Genomic DNA, 17362 nt, shown 5'->3' with positions numbered 1-17362 from the left:
CAATTTAGAATAAGTATTGTATTCAACTCATTTAGCATTCAATCCACCGATTTGAATGAGCAACCCATTCTAAGCGTTTCAATCGGTCAAAATAAGAGTTGTATCCGTCAGATTAGACATTGTATCCGTCAAAATTAGCATTCTATCCACTGATTTGAATGAGCAACCCATTCTAAGCGATTCTATCCATCAAAATGAGCGTTGTATCCGTCAGATTAGACATTGTATCCGTCAAAATTAGCATTCAATCCACCGATATGAATGAGCAATCCATTCTAAGCGATTCTATCCATCAAAATGAGCGTTGTATCCGTCAGATTAGACATTGTATCCGTCACATTTAGCATTCTATCCACCGATATGAATGAGCAATCCATTCTAAGCGATTCTATCCATGAAAATGAGCGATGTAACCGTCAGATTAGACATTGTATCCGTCACATTTAGCATTCAAACCACCGATTTGAATGAGCATCCATTCTAAGCGATTCAATCCACCGATATGAATGAGCAATCCATTCTAAGCGATTCTATCCATCAAAATGAGCATTCAATCCACCACATTTTACAGGCTATCCACCAATCGTTACATATAAAAATCATAAAAAGTGTCACATCTACCCTAGGTGTGGCTTTTTTTGTTGCATTTAATAGAGAGGAGTACATTTGCAATAGAGAGGTGGTACTATGCAATTAACAGATGGTACACAGATATTTGACACGGACATCATTGATGAGGCTGCTAAAAAGAGGGAGCGTGATGAGCAGGAGCGGGAGATGCTCAACGCCTTTGCCCGCTATGCATACCTACGATATAAGCAAATACGAGACAAAGTAAATCCGCGGAAATGCAAATATATGTATATTCATCAGGTGCGTCAGCAGTTAGCATTACCGGCTAGACTACAACGTGTTTGCAAGCTGCTAACGATGACGGAAGAGGAAGTTCTCTACATTGTTGAATTTGTGCGGAAGTATTTGAAATACGTTAAATAAGCCTCATCTTCATAGATGGGGTTTTTTTACATAATTTCTAGGGAGAATTGTTTCTCAACAACCGCTCCATATAGTATGATGAACGTGTATAAAGGAGTGAGCGTAGTTGAGATTGATTAAATTTCTAGTGGTAATTGCTATATTTGTTGGTGTAGTGGGGTATGGTGTACTACATTTCGGCACAAAATTTGCCTCTGAAAAAATTGTAGATACCTTGTCGACAGAATTAGAAAATAGCGGACAAAAGGAAGAAATCAAAAATACCATTGAAAATGATCCACAATTAAAAGCCTATATGGAAGAGGCGAAAACGGTCGATAGCAGTACATTACCGTTTACGACTAAAGAAGAGGCAACGAAAGTCTTAATTCAAAAAGTGGGCATTACCGATTTGAACGACTTGCGTGTAAAATTGCAGGACGGCTCGATGACGCAGGAAGAAGCCCTGAAAATGGTGGAAGGCAAATTATCCGATGAAGAGATTGCGGCTTTAAAAGTCATTGTCTATAAAGAGCTTTACGAATAACAAACAGCAGAAGCAATTGTTTGCTTCTGCTTTCATTTTCCATTACAGATCTCTGCTGATTGACGTAAATCTCGGACATGAATAAAAACATTATTCACCTTCTTTTTAAGAGGGGACGTTACAAAATTCATTCTTTCTACCATCTTTCACTTGTTCTTAAAAGAGCATGCTTCATGGCATGTTCTTTTTTTATGTCCCATTTTTAAAAATTTTCTTTATCTAGTTAGAAAGGACATTAGATGGAAAGAGGGATCGTCATGATTTATCGAGTAGCCAAAAAGGAGAATTATGTGGTTTTGGATAAAGCCTTTTTAAAGGATGAGCAATTAAGCTGGAAAGCAAAGGGTCTGCTTGCCTATATGCTGTCTTTGCCAGATGATTGGTCATTTAGTCTTGCAGATTTAGCAATACGTAGTAAATGTGGGCGGGAAGCGACAGCCAAAATTTTGGACGAACTCATAGAGGCGGGCTATCTTCAAAAAGTACAGGAACGAGGAAAAGACGGCAAGTACGGTAGGGTAGAATTTTTCGTCTATGAAGCATCAAAACGTGCTGCTATACCGTCAACGGGAAATTCGTCAACGGTCGTACCATCGACGGAAAAGCCCACACTACTAAATAATAATTTACTAAATAATCAATTACTAAAAGATAAAGATGATAAGGAGTCTACTAACACTGCCTACCACTTTTATGTGCAACAAGGCTTTGGCACACAAACAGCCTATATTGCTAGTAAAATTCGTCATTGGCTCACTATTTTTTCAGAGGACATGGTCATCTATGCGATGAAGCTAGCGGTGGTGCATAATGTTTTACGCTGGCGGTATGTCGAGAGCATCTTACAAAATTGGTGCAATCAGAACATAAAGAGTCTTGCAGATATTGCTATCGACCAGCAGCGTTTTCAAGCCCGCAAGCAGCAAGTGTCATCACATTCTAAAGCCAGAAGACGGAAAATCATTCCGCAGTGGTTTCAGCAGCGTGATCAGGAACAAGAATCTCGGCCAACAATTGATTTTGCAGCAGAACGACAAAAAATTTTAGCCCTCTTACGGAGTGAATAAATTCTCCGCATACCATATAGGCTTAATCGATGAAAAGTTATCATGATCCTGTAAAATCATGTGAATTCTTTCCAACGCATCATCAAAGGAGCGTGGGTCATAGTGACGAGTCCAAACAATGGTTGAAAAGACAGTCATGGCTGCATAGAGAGCATATAAACGCCAAAACATATCGTCTGGTGCAGATGAAAAATAGCCATCAATCTGCCCAATACAATAGGGGATACTTTGTCGTCTACTAAACAAGGCAAGATTATAAAAGTCATGATAAGGATCGCCCACATCATAGCCATTAAAATCTATCACCCTATTGTAAGTATGTCCTTTACAAATAATATGACCAAGATGAAAATCATCATGAAGCAGGGTGATGGGGCGTTGCTTTAATAGCGGTAAGTGCGTTTCAATAAAGTGCAATAGTTTAGCTTCTTGTGGAAGTTGATAGGCATCTTGTTGGTATGCCTTCAAATAGGTAGAAAACTTTTTGAGCTGTGTTGTCTCCCAATGAATTATTTGCGGAGGGCTCACTTGATGTATTTTTCTCAATTCTTTCCCCGCCGCAAGACCAAGGTGGAATTGCTCAGAGTCAGAAAGTTCCTGAATAATTTCATCTGCTGGTGTTTCTTCTAAAAAGCTAACGACCATTGCGGATACATTGGCTTCCTGAAACAAGGTATAGTTAACGGCTTTATGTGTTCTTACACCCTGCTTTGCTAACTCTTGGAGCAAGGAAAACTCTACTGCACGTTTGTCATGATGTGCTAGATCTGACAAGCGCACCAAATAGCGCGTTTCACCAACTGTTACCAGATACTTGCTATCAGGTGAATAGCCTTTGTTAATTTTCACTAGCTGTGTAAAGCCGTGTAAGCTTGGTATTTGACGAATAATCTCTACTGCCTGCACACTTTCTTTCCTCGCTTTCAATATTTTAGAAGAACTAAAATACTACAGAAAATAATACTTTGTCAATGCTTGGAAGCGAGAAAAGAGGTTATAAAATCATAATGAAAAAATAGTAAAAGAGCACAACTAACTAGAAAACACTTTTGTGCACGCATTTACTAATAGTAAGTGGATGTCCTTGTGACATTCACACTTCATAGCTTCGAGGAAAGAGAGGTGATAGCCTTAAGCGCGAAAAGAAGCTAATAAGCCACAAAAGGAACCTCTAATTATCTGTTGTTTACCCTAAAAAACCCAAAAGGAAGAAAAGAATAACAATAGCATCAGTCGCTAAAAATAATAGGAAAGGACGGTGCAACATGAGTTATGTTATTGAAAAACAGATGATGTCAGGGCTACCGAATCAAGCGCTAACGGCAGTCAAATACGTTGTGGCGCATGAATCAGGTAATGGCAGCAATACAGGTCCAAATGCATTGGAAAACGAAATTGCCTATATGAATCGAAATAAAGCCAATGCCTTTGTTTCTCACTGGGTAGGCGGTGGTGGAAGAATCGTACAAGTAGCCCCAGTCAATCGCGTGCAATATGGCTGTGGACCAAAGGGAAATCCGTATAGCTATGCCCAGGTGGAATTGGCACGGACTGCTGATAAGGAACAATTTAAAAAGGACTATGCGGCTTATATTTGGCTGTTACGTAAGCTTGCGATAGAGGCAGGGATTCCCACTGTTTTAGATGGTAGCGGCAACGGCATTAAGTCACATCGATGGATTGCAAAAAATCTAGGAGGCACTACGCACAAAGATCCTTTTGACTATTTAAAAAGTATGGGGATTACAGAAGCACAGTTCCAGCAAGATATTAAAAATGGGCTTGAGGAGGGATTAACAGTGTCACAATATAATGAGCTAAAACAAGAAATAGAAACGTTGAAAAGCTTACTAGCTGAAAAAGCTAGTTTACAAACAAGCAGAGAAGTGGGAGCAGCCCATAAAGAGGCTTGGGAGTGGGCTATTAGCGAAGGCATTATCCGAGGCGATGGAAGTAAGAACATGAATCCAGCAGGCGCCTTAACAAGAGAGCAAATGGCGACCATGCTGAAACGCTATTACGACAAATTTATAGCCAACTAATTGTGTAGGATAAAGCTCCTATGTCATCACGAGCTTTATCCTTTTTCATTGAATAAAGGTTTTTTCAAAATTTTGTCGAATGTAGTAGAAGAGAGGAGGGGTTTTGATGTTAACTAAAATAAGAAAAGTAAAATTTGAACAAGAAAGAAAAAATCCATTATACCAGGTGGTGATGGAATGTCCCGATGGTAAGCAACTCTATGTAAAATTTGATTATACGTATAAAACAAAAAAATTTCTGGCCATTAGAAGTGAATTATAATAAAAAGAACTATGGTGCAAAGCTAGCATGGTATACAAATGAAGTCGAGAATATGACAGTGGCTTTGTTTCTAGAAACGATTGCTGGTAAAATCAACAAGAAGTATGATTTTAACTTTAAGAAACAATAAAAAAAGCAGCACCTTGTAGGAGCATACTGCTTAAGACTTGTCCATTATTTAGTTGAGATATAAACAACAAGTGCTGCCTCATCAAATGTTACATTTGCGCCAAGTGCTTGACTGACAAAGCGTAAAGGCACCATTGTTGTACCTTGATATATTTCAGCAGGATGGCTGAGTGTGATTGTTGATGCAGAACCATTTGTATCAACATAAGCCGTTTTATTCCCCACACCAATCACAATTTTTTTACTGTCCTTTGTTGCCGTTACTTTTTTCGTTGCATTATCATAGCTAACCGATGCCCCAAGAGATTCAAAGATTGCCTTCATTGGCACTAAGGTTGTGCCATTTTTCATATAAGCGCTAGGCGTATAATTTTGCTTCACGTCATTTAAATAGACAGCAACCTTCGTTAATACAGGTGCTACCGTTGCTTTAGGGGCTGGCGTAGAATAACTTTGACCGCCTGAAGAAGACCCTGCATCATTATTGCCACCATTGCCATTATGATAATGATAGCCAGAACAAAGCCCTTTAGCCTTTGATTTGTCAGAACAGTTGTGACCGCCATTGTTATCTAAACGCCCTGGATGTGCGCTCGCAATAGAGGCTGTGGTGAAAAATAATGTAAGCATCGCCATCAACAAAACCAATTTCTTCATATAAATCCTCCAATTGTCAAAATATGTAATTATTATACTATTGAAAAGAGAATTTTGATATGTTTTTATAGGAAATTAGTTTTAACCCATTAAAAGGCACTACCAGTCAAGATTGGTAGTGCCATTTTGTTATACGGTTAATTGATTTTCGTTTTGGAGATCAATGGCTTTTTGGAGCAGTCGATGCAGAACGGCTGCCAAGGTTGCAATCGTACTGGTTACAAAGATGCTGATAAGTGTCAGCGTAATAATTCCTGTAATATCTTCCTGGCCAGTAAACATTATCATAATTGATGCAATACCTAGCGCAAGGCCGGCTACAATAGTGAGAGCACAATTTTTGATCGTTCTCAAAGCCCGTACAGATGATTTGGAGAACGCTTTATGCTGGTCGATGTTCGTTAAGAGGCGATAGGCCTGATACAACGCCGTGTAATAGGGAATGCATAGTGCATACACATAGAGTAAAAAAAGATAAGACAAATAGGAGGATTCGGGATGTGCCGCTGCATCTCTACTGGCTATCCCAGGTAGCCAAAATAGTCCTAAAGCTAATACAGGGATACCTAGCAGCATAATCACACTCTTTAGGAAAATGGTTGAGCCCTTTTTATGTTTCATACAAAACACCTCACTGGTAATGGTATATTGATTTTAAAATAAAATTTATCGTTTTTCAATAAAAACATATTGCTATTCATTGATTTTTTCGTTTTAAAAGACATCTATCCTTATAGGATAGATGCCTTTTAAGTGGGATGATTAACATCTTACATATTTACGTTTAAAGCCAATTCTGCCTCGCTCTATTTCCTTTTGAATTGTTTCATAAGCATTTAGCTGTGTGCTTTTCTTGTTGTCTCGCTTCATTTCTACAGGACCAATCGCTTGTGCGGTTGCTACTGCTTGTTCGTGGAGCGGCACATAGGAAATAGCCACTGTGTATAAAAAATTATTCATGGCCGATTTTGTACGTTCGGGTACGTCGTGGATGGTATTTTTCACGACATCCAGCATGTTAGCCAGCTTGCTCTCGGAAAATTCGCTATCCTTGCGATTCCCTAATAGCCAGCAATAGCAGCTCCAGCCCGCAGACATTTTCAGTTCCTCACCACTGGCAATCCACGCATCCGCCACCTCCTGAGCAATCGGTGCCTCTGCTAAAGTAACCGCTACTACATAATCCGACAGCATATAAAAATAAGCTGCCTCCATCCATCGATTAAAATCTTCCACAGTCATGGCTTTTGGATCTGCTATGATGCCAGCAAAGTACATCGCATCATAGTTGCCCGTAGCATAAAGCTCTTCTGCAAGACTCTGATCTATTTTAATTTTCTTCGCAATAGGCTTCATGGCACCTGTTGCCACACCAAATAACGGCTCATGGGCGCCATTTGACATATACATTTTTTTCGTCCGTTCTTTGCCAAGAGCCTCTAGCTCCTGCATCACTAATTCAGCATTCATAATAGCACTTCCTTTTCTTTAAATATCGATTGCCTTGAGACAGCTAGTATTATTTACACCATATAGCGTTTTAGTTCCTTCTAAGTGGTCGCTTAAGAACCGATCCACCATTTGAATAAGCTCTTCAACGGAAAAATCAAGCTCGCCCTGTAGCCAGCTAATGGTAACAGCCGTAATGGATACAGTGAAAAAATGGGTCACAAAACTCATATATTTTTTCTCTACCTCTTGACACATTTCCGCAATTTGCTTCACAAAGTCTTCAATAATGCTATATATTTCTTGATGAAAAAAGCGATTAAAATGCTCATGGCCCATGGAGTTAATAGCATTTAGTGCAAACGCTCGATTTTTTTCTAAGTACAATAATATATCTCGATAGCCTTCTTGCCAAAGGCTTTCATCCTTATAATCATCCAGTAACTCAATTGCCTCTCGCTCTAGTGTCCACTTCAATAAATCATAAATATCCTCAAAGTGATAGTAAAACGTCTGTCGATTTAATTGTGCTTTCTCCATGACTTCCTGTATGGATATCTTTTCTAATGGCTTGAGTACCATTAATTCTTTTAAGACACTGGCTAATTGCCTTTTTGTTTTTTCACTTTTTTTCATACAGATCACCTTTTTTACAATTTTGCATTTTTGTCTGAATTTATACAGATCACGTTATCTGTCTATATCTTGCTCTTCCTTTCTTGATATACAGTATAGTCAGTTCTAATTGGAAAGGAAGAAAAGCATGAAAAAGTCATGGATATTGAGTCCTGTTTTTTGGGTGATAACAGTTATCGTGATGCTGATGATAATGCCTAATCTTGAAAAACTTGTACTAGATAAAGGACAAATCACATTGCCTAGTGACTTAGAGAGTGTCATTGGCACAGAGCTGTTAAACGATATTCAAAACGAAGGGAAGGATACCTATTCGTTTGTCTATGTATTTCATCAAGAAAAGGGTTTAACAGCTACTGATTATTTGGCAATCGAAGGGGTCCTTCATCATTTAAACACAAATAAGCTTCTTATCACAAATGCGCTCTTCCATACAGACAGTGAGCAGGCGGCGAATCAATTGGTTAGTAAAGACCATACAACCGTCATGGCACAATTGTCAATCGATAGAAAGATCGGTACAGCCAGTGAAGCAGCAGCGCTATTAAGGGCGGAAGTAAAAAATTTACCAATGGATACATATGTAACAGGAGCCGATATTGTGATGGATGATTTCTCTGCCACAACCCAAGAAGGTGTGAAAAAGACTGAAATCATTGCTATTGTCTTTATCATTGCCATATTAGTGATTATTTTCCGTTCACCGATCATTCCATTGATCTCGCTTTTAACAGTAGGGTTGGCTTATGCTGTATCATTATCCATCATCGCCTTACTTACTAATTATTGGGATTTTCCGTTTTCTAACTTTACACAAGTATTTTTAGTTGTCATATTATTTGGGATTGGTACAGACTACAATATTCTTTTGTTTACTCGCTTTAAAGAGGAATTGGCTAAAACAAATCATATCTTAAAGGCGATACAAAACACCTACAGAACCGCAGGCAAAACCGTATTACTAAGCAGTTCATCTGTGTTAATAGGCTTTACGGTGTTGTATTTTTCAAAATTTACCTTGTATCAAAGTGTTAGTGGAATCGCGATTGGCATTTGTATCTTATTGGCGGTTTTGATGACATTAAACCCATTCTTTATGGCATTGCTTGGCTTTAAGCTGTTTTGGCCAAGTAAGGTTATATCAGAGCATACTGAAAATAAGCTGTGGGGTTTTTTAGCAAAAAACGCCTTTGCAAGACCTATCGTTGGCATTATCTTTGCCTGTATCCTCACTGTACCATTTATTTATCACTATTCAGGAGAGCTTAATTATAATGATTTAGTAGAAATCGATGACAAATATGAATCGAAGCAGGCAATTAGTTTGATTGAAAAACATTATGAGCCTGGTATGAGTGCGCCCGCCACACTTGTCATCCAACAAAATGAATCGCTCGCAAGCACTGATTATTTACGTGCATTAGATGAATTAACTGGCATTATTGCGAATACACCTGGTGTAGCGAAAGTCTATTCTCCGACACGTCCAGAGGGGGAGCGTATTGCTGATCTTTATGTGAATGAACAAGCAAATACACTACAGGGGGGCTTAGGAGAAGCACAGGAGGGTGTCAGTTCCATTCAAGAAGGACTACAGGATGCCACCAATCAATTATCGAAAGAACAAGATGTCAGTGGTGTCCAAAATTTAATTAATGGCACCATACAATTACAGAATGGGGCTAGTGATTTAACGAATGCTTTACAGGGATTAACGAATGGCTTAGACAATGCAACAAATGGTTCTACCGATTTAATAGACGGGACAGTATCCCTAGAAGCGGGACTTGGGGAGCTTCAGCAAGGGCTCAATCAATTACAAACCTCCTATCAACAAATTGATACGGGCTTTCAACAATATCGTTCCATTTTTTCTCAAATCGAGCAGCTAATCACGTCCTCTAAACAAGCGTTCGAAGGTATTTTAGGGGCCATGAATGCGTATGTCCAAGCAAACCCGGAAGCAGCAGAAGATGACAACATCCAAACAACTATAAGGACTGCTCAGCAGGGACTAAGTTCGTTAAATGCATTAGATGCTGTATCACTTTCAGCCCATTTTAATCAATTAACACAGACTTTTGGGCAAGCCAATACTTCCTTAGGTAATGCTCAATCAGCCATTGTGACTTTAAAAGCAGGCGCTCGTACTCTAAAAAATGGTGTCAATGATTTATCCCAAGGAATAGGGACAGCAGCACAAGGAGCCAATCAAATAACGACTGGTTCACACAATTTAACCAATGGATTAGCTGAGGTAAAAGCAGGTCAACAGCAATTACAGCAACAATTAATTAGTCTACAGGATAGCATGGTGGAACTGCGCAATGGATTAGGCGAAGGAGCAGAAGGGCTAGAAGATATCTACGCAGGATTAGATGATGCAAATAGCTATTTACATGAATTGTCAAACAAAGAAACAGGGACATTCTTTATACCAGCAGAGGTGTTACAGGGTGAATTCCAAGAAAGCTTAAATGCCTATATGACCGATGATCGTCATGCCGCAACCTTCATGATTATTTTGGATGTCAATCCCTATAAGGAAGAAGCTATGACGATTATGCGTGACATCAAGCGTCGAGTAGACAGCTATGTGGAAAGTTCGTTATTGCAGCAAGCAAACGGCTATTTAACAGGTAAAACAATGAGTAATATCGATTTACAAGAAATTTCTTCAGCTGACTTTATACGAAGTGCAGTACTGATGCTTGCCGGCATTAGCGTGATTCTATGGTTAATCACACGCTCCTTTTTACAAACACTTATTATTAATGCCAGCTTATTAATCGCGACATTTTCCAGCCTTGGTATAACTGAAATGATAGCGAAACAGCTGCTAGATTATGACATGCTTAGCTGGAATGTACCGTTCTTTACGTACATTATGATTGTCTCACTTGGTGTGGATTACTCGATTTTCTTGTTGATGCGCTATAACGAGACAGCACAAGCAGGACTGAAGGAAATTATTCCGACAAGCCTACAGATGGGAAGCATTATTTTAGCAGCGGCTGTTATTTTAGGTGGCACCTTTGCTGCATTAATGCCATCTGGCGTTATTACGCTGATTCAGGTAGCGATGGCAGTCATTATTGGATTAGTGATCTTGACGTTTATGATGATGCCAATTTTTATTCCAGCTTGGTTTGGGTTTGCCGACAAAATAAAATTATTCCTAGCAAATAGAAAAGAGAAAAATCTGTAATGTCATCTATTTTTTTAGAATAGAAAAAATACTATTATATGAAATGAAGATGTGGATTTGGTATTTTCCAAATCCACATTTTAGCTAGAGCCTATTCCAAATAAACATAAATTGAGCTGCATCCGATTCGAGGGCAATTTGATGATAGTCTGTTGAATCATCATCTGTAATCAAGCGACCTTTTTGCACGTTTAAAATGGCATGTTTAACAGAGTCTGGATGTTCAATCGCATAGTGGGAGTCTTTTAGAAGAGTGAGGGCAGATCGACATTTATGTTTATCGATGCGCTCATTTTTTCCTTTAAAATACAGCTTAATTAAATAGGGCACATCGTCAATGATTAAACCGAGCTCAGGATTGGAACGCACAATTAAATCGTCACAATACCAATTTGCCTTACCTGGTTCAAACCACTGAACGTTTTTATTTTTTAAGAATTTTATATAGGCTTTAACGGCTTCTTGGTAATTTTTCTGGCGTGCAGGAAGGGCATTATCCACGATGTCGAGTAAATAGGTATCATTAAAACGCTGCTCATGGTATTTTTTTAATCCATCACGCAAGGCTTTCCAATAATCTTTTATTGGATGGTACTCTCCCTGATATTTGATATCCTTCACAAATTTTGTTTTCGCTGCACTTCCCTTCATTGTGAAGTCTGTAAATTGTGTTAAACCAATAGATGGCTTTGTGAGCGTCGTCATTTTTCCATCACCCTTCTTTCATCATCGATGACATACTATAGATTAGTATTATATTGGAAAGGGTACATGTATATGATTGATGGGCTTGTTAACAATCAGCTCCTAACAGTATTCTATTACAATAAGAAAATCAATTTTTTAAAAAAATATGTTTAGATGTGTTTTGACTGGGAATATAAATAGCGAGCTAGTAAAAAGCTCAAAAAAATATTTAGGAGGAATAGAAATGGCTAACAAGCAAAACAATCGCAACAGAAACAACAATGAAAACATGACTGTCGAAGAAGCGGGACGTAAAGGCGGAGAAGCTACCTCCAAAAATCATGACCGTGATTTTTATGAAGAAATAGGACGTAAAGGCGGCGAGGCTACGTCTAAAAATCATGGACATGAATTTTATCAAGAAATTGGCCGCAAAGGTGGAGAAGCTACGGCTGAAAACCACGGCGAAGAATTTTATGAAGAAATTGGCCGCAAAGGCGGAGAAGCTACCTCTGAAAAGCACGACGACGATTTTTATGAAGAAATAGGACGTAAAGGTGGAGAAGCACGCAGTAAACAGCGTAGTAACAACTCCAACGGCAATCAAAATCGTCGAAATAACAATAATAACTAATCACTTTTAAATAGCTTGAAACCCTTCACACACAGGGCGTTTGTAGTTTTAAACTACAGGCGCCTTTTTTGTTGTTAAGTTCCTCTCAATCCACAGGATAAATTTGTTGAATTTCTCCTAATTGTAGTATATATTTAATCCGCTTCTATTTGTTTTTAGAGGAAATGAGGATAGAGAGAATGACACAACTTAAAGATAAAGAACTATTTCAGGTAATTCAATCCGTCGTGCAGGCTGTGAACATGACGGTCAAGATAAAACAAGATGATTCAGGTATTAATATGAGCTATAACTTTATTGGGGATTATGTAGGATTTGATGCGAAACGATTAGTAGAGGCAAGAAATGAACTAATGCTTCCAACTTCACTTGAAATTTATGTCAAAACAATGACCCTTCATGAGCTAGGTCATGCAGTGGATCGACAAGCATTACAGGCGTCACTTCCACGTACAATTGAAATCTTTACGATGAAAAAGCAACATGCCTTAAAAGAAATATATCGTCAGGAACAACTACTAGCCATGCTGATTGAAGAACATGAAATGAATATTCAATTTGAGCAAACGGCTTGGGAAAATGCATGGATGCTTAACCATACACATCACTTAGTTCCTGAAAAGGACTTTGACTATATTAAACAGCATAGCCTAGCGACCTATCAGCGTTTATATGAGCAAGATTTACAAGCTTATCACCATCTTTTGAACCAGCAGATGGTGCAATTAGTTTAGCTAGAAATCATCATTTCATACCGTCGCGGGAATAGATCAAACCAAATAGGGCAATGTAATACTACTTGGAGGTGATCATTTTGACAAAGGGCAAGCAATATAAACGTCAGTCAGAGTTGGCGGAATTAGCGACAGATTTAAGTCCAGATGATTTAGATGTGCGCGAAGAAAATGCTCTAACACAAGAGCAAAAGAAAAATTCGAGCGAAGGAAATCGTTCAAAAAAATCTGCCACACGCAAATCGCAATCATAACGTAAACACCACAATCATTTCCGATTGTGGTGTTATTTTATCTATTTGCCACTTTTACATAGAACTGTACTACCGAGCATTGATTTAATGTTACAATTTATAGAATGAATGAAAGGAGCTGGAATAAATGATTTTATTTATCGTATTTGTTGGAGTTGTCGTTGTCATAGGCATCGTCAGTAATGCAAATAAAAATCACAGCAAATCGAATGAGCACAACCACCATATCCATTCCCCTAACGATTTTTCAACAAATGATGCATATCTTTCCTCCCAGGACAGCCAACAGTGTGCTGATTCTAGTGCTACTACGAGTGACTCATCCTGTGGCTCCGGTGGGGAATGAAGGTGGCCCATTCTGAATTATGGAGATATTGCTAGTAAATTGGCTTACGAGAATTCAAAGTAATCGAACTAAGAGCAAATTTTTTATAACGTGATCAAAAGCGGAGGAGGTCTGTTTTGCACCGATCTCTTCCGAAGTACATATGTAAAATTTCATCACCTCACCACTAGTAACTATTGTTACTAGAGAAGTTGTGAACTGTTCTTTAAGATATAGCGAAAATGAAGCAACAGGCGTAAGATAGAGGAATAGATAGAGAGAATTTGGAGGTAGTAGTTGATATGATTCGATTCGAAAATGATTATGCAGAAGGTGCCCATCCACAAATTTTGCAGCGGTTAGTGGCTACAAATGAAGAACAATCTCCTGGGTATGGTATGGATGAGCATTCCGAAAAAGCAAGAGCGTCTATTAAAAAAGCGATTGCAGCGGAGCAGGCAGACATTCACTTTTTAGTGGGGGGTACACAAACGAATACGACCGTGATAGCGTCTATTTTGCGTCCTCATCAGGGCGTCATTACTGCTAGTACAGGTCATATTGCGGTACATGAAACAGGAGCTATTGAGGCAACTGGTCATAAGGTGCTGACATTGCCTAGCGGTGATGGCAAACTAACTGCGGCACAGGTGAAAGCCTGCTATGATGCGCACTGGCTGGATAGCACACATGAGCATATGGTGCAGCCAGGCTTAGTGTACATATCTCACCCTACAGAAAATGGCACGACCTATAGTAAGACAGAATTAACAGCCTTACGTGAAGTTTGCCGAGACTGTGACCTACCACTGTTTATCGATGGTGCTCGTTTAGGCTATGGTCTAGTGGCACAAGACAGTGATTTATCACTCGCTGATATCGCTAAGCTTTGTGATGTATTTTATATTGGTGGCACTAAAATGGGTGCATTGTTTGGCGAAGCAGTCGTGATTGTTAATCCTGCGTACCAAAGGGATTTCCGCTACATGATCAAGCAAAGAGGGGGGCTGCTTGCCAAAGGTCGATTATTAGGCATTCAGTTCGAAACGCTATTTGAAGATACGCTCTATATGGATATTTCGCATCATGCGGTAGATATGGCAATGCTGATACGACAGGCATTTCTCGATAAAGGCTTCGCAATGCGCTATGATTCAAAAACGAATCAGCAATTTCCAATTTTACCAAACCATCTACTTCCAACGTTAGAAGAAAAATATTCCTTCTCCATTTGGGAAGCATACGATGATACTCATACAGTTGTGCGCTTTTGCACAAGCTGGGCTACGACCAAAGAAAATGTGGATCGTTTACTAGACGACATCCACCAATTAGTATAGCCAATCAAGCTGCACCTTCCGTCAAAGGGTGCAGTTTTTTCCTATTATTCCCTAACTCTTGCTATACTATAAATAACAGGAAAGGTGGAAGCGAATGACTAAATACGTAGCACTTTTAAGAGGTATTAATGTAGGTGGGCACAATAAATTAAAAATGGCTGAATTGAGAGACGCGTTGCAACCATTAGGACTCCAAAATATTCGGACCTATATTCAAAGTGGCAATATCCTGTTTGAATCGAGTGAATCAGAAGAACTTTTACAACAGCAAATTCAAGAGACCATTCAAACTACCTTCACTATCACGAGTACAGTAATCATTCGTACAGCTGAAGAATTTTGCTCTATTGTGAACAATTGTCCTTTCTCAGATCAAGACTTAGCAGATGCAAGAGCTGTAGCTACAGGGGAAAGTCTCCATGTTGCACTACTTCCAACAGTTCCAACTGAAGAGAACGGTGCTAAGTTATTACAATATGCAAGTGAAAAAGAGCGTTGCATGATCAAGGGGAGAGATGTCTATCTTTTATTTTACGATAGCATTCGCAATGCCAAGCTTAGTCAACAACTGCATAAGCTAGAGGTGCCTGCTACAGTTCGCAATTGGAAAACGATGATGAAGCTTGCGACAATGATTGGTGAGTAGAGAAATTCATCTTTTCTAAAAGGAGGCGTGTTTAGATGAGACGGGATCAAGTAGGTTATTTTATTTATCCTTTTTTATACTTCATTGTTAGAACGGTTAATCAATGGAGGAAGCATGAGTCGATTGCATGGGGAGAAAATGTGACGATGTTGGTCATCACAATGGTCTTCATCTATTTCTTTGTTTGGATGTGGAATTGGTCCAAAAAGCCGTATCAATGGGGAAAAAAGACTAATAAAGAAACATAAAGCAAGAGAGCAAATTTCATTTATTGAAATGATGCTCTCTTGTTTTTTATTTGAACTTTTCGGGTTTTGTGGCTTTAATAGAGGCAATTTCTCCACATTGCGTACAGACAGTGAAAATAAGGGGTGAACCTGAGGAAAAGATGGTATTCATGGGTCTTAAAGCAGCATAGCCATCTAATTTTCCTTCAGAAAAAGATTGCCCGCCACAGGCTTTACAACTATATGTATTTGTTTCCATATTCTCACCTCATAATGTAAGTTTAAGGAAATTATAGCATAGAAAAAACTACAGCGATATGCATCACTGTAGTCAGAATTGGTTGATACCCTTTGAGGTTTTCAAAAGTATTATAGCATAACAACTTATTCATTGTATAGATGAAGGAAAATAACTAGATGTTGCGACTTCATTTGATTTTATCGAATTGGCTATTTGAACGAAAAGATTGGGTGTTTTCTGATTGGTGATATCTTTATTCCTGAAAATATGCTGTTTAACTACGTTATAGACATAGAGAATGTTTAGTGAATCATTTATGCCATCTTCACGATCTTTGTAAAATCAACAAGTTCACAGTGGAGCTATAAAATGCTAAAGGTTATTAGTTTAAAATTAAATAGTTTAATGTTAAACTATTTTACGTTAGGAGAGCTAATTTGCTCTTTTTCGTGTGATTTGAAGGAGGAATTGAAAATGGATCGAGTAAAAAATAAAGTGGCATTAGTAACAGGTGGGGCTTCTGGTATTGGTTTATCGGCAGCTAGCTTGTTAGCAAAAGAGGGTGCAAAAGTAGTCATTGCTGATTTTAATGTAGAGGGTGCGAAAGAAGCAGCAGCAACTTTAGTCAATGATGGGTATGAGGCGGCAGCGGTTTTCCTTGATGCAGGGGATGCTTCCTCCATTGAAGCGGCCGTGAACTTCACTGTAGAACAATACGGCTCATTAACGGTGCTCTTTAATAATGTTGGTCTAACTAACCTGAAGAAAGATTTAGATGTATTAAATATTGATTTAGATGAATGGGACCGTTTAGTCAATGTGAATTTAAAATCGATTTTACTGGGTAGTCGTTTTGCCATTCCACATATGCAAAAAGCGGGCGGGGGCTCAATTATTAATACGGCTTCTATGGCTGCATTCGCCAGTGACCAAATTCGTACAGCCTATGGGGCAACAAAAGCAGGTGTGGTGAATATGACAAGAAACATTGCTACACAATTTGGGAAGGATCATATCCGTTGTAATGCGGTTGCACCAGGTCTCATATTAACACCTGCCGCAAAAAACAATATGCCAGAAGAAATGCTGGCCATTTATGCGAAATTTAATGCGCTACCATATCATGGGGAAGCGGATGATATTGGCCATGCAGTTGTATTTTTAGCCTCTGACGAATCAAAATTTATGACGGGCCAAACATTACAAATTGAAGGCGGACATTACCTCGCTAACCCAACCATCGCTGATACGAATAACTGGCTAGCATCTTTATAGTTAATCAATAAAAGAGGTTGTCTTAAA

19 protein-coding genes and 1 pseudogene are annotated in these 17362 nt (G+C 38.8%); 13 read left to right on the top strand and 7 right to left on the bottom strand.

Translation table 11 applies throughout. The annotated features are described in order from the left end of the window. The first annotated feature begins 687 nt into the window (after window positions 1-687). From NY607_RS00905 to NY607_RS00895, 3 genes are all read left to right on the top strand, one after another. The gene (locus NY607_RS00905) at window positions 688-996 is read left to right on the top strand and encodes a hypothetical protein (protein WP_004228634.1); all 309 of its coding nucleotides are present in this window, start codon (window positions 688-690) and stop codon (window positions 994-996) included. A gap of 106 nt (window positions 997-1102) precedes the next feature. Next, window positions 1103-1522: a hypothetical protein gene (locus NY607_RS00900; RefSeq protein ID WP_131519963.1), complete on the top strand. Its 420-nt coding sequence runs from the start codon at window positions 1103-1105 to the stop codon at window positions 1520-1522. 257 nt (window positions 1523-1779) lie between these two features. Next, complete coding sequence (locus tag NY607_RS00895; RefSeq protein ID WP_259418940.1) at window positions 1780-2589, top strand: DnaD domain protein; 810 nt, start codon at window positions 1780-1782, stop codon at window positions 2587-2589. Here the strand turns inward: NY607_RS00895 and NY607_RS00890 are convergent. Then, complete coding sequence (locus NY607_RS00890; RefSeq protein WP_259418939.1) at window positions 2575-3495, bottom strand: aminoglycoside phosphotransferase family protein; 921 nt, start codon at window positions 3493-3495, stop codon at window positions 2575-2577. The two genes, NY607_RS00895 and NY607_RS00890, sit on opposite strands and share 15 nt — an antisense overlap. A 359-nt stretch (window positions 3496-3854) precedes the next feature. On the opposite strand from NY607_RS00890, the gene NY607_RS00885 reads away from it, so the two are divergent. Both NY607_RS00885 and NY607_RS00880 read left to right on the top strand, forming a co-directional pair. Then, complete coding sequence (locus NY607_RS00885) at window positions 3855-4631, top strand: N-acetylmuramoyl-L-alanine amidase (RefSeq protein WP_259418938.1); 777 nt, start codon at window positions 3855-3857, stop codon at window positions 4629-4631. A gap of 106 nt (window positions 4632-4737) precedes the next feature. Further along, a pseudogene (locus NY607_RS00880) lies at window positions 4738-5023 on the top strand (hypothetical protein). A gap of 44 nt (window positions 5024-5067) precedes the next feature. Here NY607_RS00880 and NY607_RS00875 read toward each other — a convergent pair. The 4 genes from NY607_RS00875 to NY607_RS00860 all read right to left on the bottom strand — a co-directional run bounded on the left by NY607_RS00875 (window position 5068) and on the right by NY607_RS00860 (window position 7764). Next, on the bottom strand, window positions 5068-5679 hold the full coding sequence (locus tag NY607_RS00875; RefSeq protein ID WP_259418937.1) for a copper amine oxidase N-terminal domain-containing protein: 612 nt from the start codon (window positions 5677-5679) through the stop codon (window positions 5068-5070). A 129-nt stretch (window positions 5680-5808) separates the two neighbouring features. Then, window positions 5809-6300, bottom strand: a complete 492-nt coding sequence (locus NY607_RS00870; protein ID WP_131519967.1) for a DUF2975 domain-containing protein — start codon at window positions 6298-6300, stop codon at window positions 5809-5811. Between the two features lie 141 nt (window positions 6301-6441). Beyond that, window positions 6442-7149, bottom strand: coding sequence for a DNA alkylation repair protein (locus NY607_RS00865; protein WP_131519968.1), 708 nt, complete (start codon window positions 7147-7149; stop codon window positions 6442-6444). Between the two features lie 18 nt (window positions 7150-7167). Beyond that, window positions 7168-7764, bottom strand: coding sequence for a TetR/AcrR family transcriptional regulator C-terminal domain-containing protein (locus NY607_RS00860; protein ID WP_131519969.1), 597 nt, complete (start codon window positions 7762-7764; stop codon window positions 7168-7170). A 127-nt stretch (window positions 7765-7891) separates the two neighbouring features. On the opposite strand from NY607_RS00860, the gene NY607_RS00855 reads away from it, so the two are divergent. Further along, on the top strand, window positions 7892-10972 hold the full coding sequence (locus NY607_RS00855) for an MMPL family transporter (protein WP_259418936.1): 3081 nt from the start codon (window positions 7892-7894) through the stop codon (window positions 10970-10972). Window positions 10973-11056: 84 nt separating this feature from the next. On the opposite strand, the gene NY607_RS00850 is transcribed toward NY607_RS00855, so the two are convergent. Beyond that, window positions 11057-11677: a hypothetical protein gene (locus tag NY607_RS00850; RefSeq protein WP_131519971.1), complete on the bottom strand. Its 621-nt coding sequence runs from the start codon at window positions 11675-11677 to the stop codon at window positions 11057-11059. Between the two features lie 226 nt (window positions 11678-11903). On the opposite strand from NY607_RS00850, the gene NY607_RS00845 reads away from it, so the two are divergent. The 6 genes from NY607_RS00845 (at window position 11904) to NY607_RS00820 (ending at window position 15840) form a co-directional block, all read left to right on the top strand. Then, entirely contained in the window at window positions 11904-12293 is a 390-nt protein-coding gene (locus NY607_RS00845; protein ID WP_131519972.1) for a KGG domain-containing protein, read from the top strand. Between the two features lie 179 nt (window positions 12294-12472). Further along, window positions 12473-13027, top strand: a complete 555-nt coding sequence (locus NY607_RS00840) for an integrase (RefSeq protein ID WP_112117949.1) — start codon at window positions 12473-12475, stop codon at window positions 13025-13027. 71 nt (window positions 13028-13098) lie between these two features. Further along, window positions 13099-13281, top strand: a complete 183-nt coding sequence (locus NY607_RS00835; RefSeq protein WP_227744851.1) for a hypothetical protein — start codon at window positions 13099-13101, stop codon at window positions 13279-13281. A 627-nt stretch (window positions 13282-13908) separates the two neighbouring features. Next, the gene (locus NY607_RS00830) at window positions 13909-14946 is read left to right on the top strand and encodes a threonine aldolase family protein (RefSeq protein ID WP_131519974.1); all 1038 of its coding nucleotides are present in this window, start codon (window positions 13909-13911) and stop codon (window positions 14944-14946) included. A 94-nt stretch (window positions 14947-15040) separates the two neighbouring features. Beyond that, window positions 15041-15592, top strand: a complete 552-nt coding sequence (locus NY607_RS00825; RefSeq protein ID WP_131519975.1) for a DUF1697 domain-containing protein — start codon at window positions 15041-15043, stop codon at window positions 15590-15592. Window positions 15593-15627: 35 nt separating this feature from the next. After that, complete coding sequence (locus NY607_RS00820; protein WP_131519976.1) at window positions 15628-15840, top strand: hypothetical protein; 213 nt, start codon at window positions 15628-15630, stop codon at window positions 15838-15840. A gap of 46 nt (window positions 15841-15886) precedes the next feature. Here NY607_RS00820 and NY607_RS00815 read toward each other — a convergent pair whose 3' ends face one another. Further along, window positions 15887-16078 carry a hypothetical protein gene (locus NY607_RS00815; RefSeq protein ID WP_131519977.1) on the bottom strand — a complete coding sequence of 64 codons (192 nt, stop codon included), beginning with the start codon at window positions 16076-16078 and terminating at the stop codon, window positions 15887-15889. Window positions 16079-16534: 456 nt separating this feature from the next. Between NY607_RS00815 and NY607_RS00810 the strand changes: the two genes are divergently transcribed. Continuing rightward, window positions 16535-17335 (top strand): SDR family NAD(P)-dependent oxidoreductase, encoded by an 801-nt coding sequence (locus NY607_RS00810; protein WP_016991487.1) that lies wholly within the window; start codon window positions 16535-16537, stop codon window positions 17333-17335. Window positions 17336-17362 lie beyond the last annotated feature (27 nt).

The organism is Lysinibacillus sp. A4 (genome assembly GCF_024919535.1).
Lineage (GTDB): Bacteria > Bacillota > Bacilli > Bacillales_A > Planococcaceae > Lysinibacillus > Lysinibacillus capsici.
The sequence above is the reverse complement of the archived record's forward strand: the minus strand, read 5'-3'. Positions and strand labels throughout refer to the sequence as shown.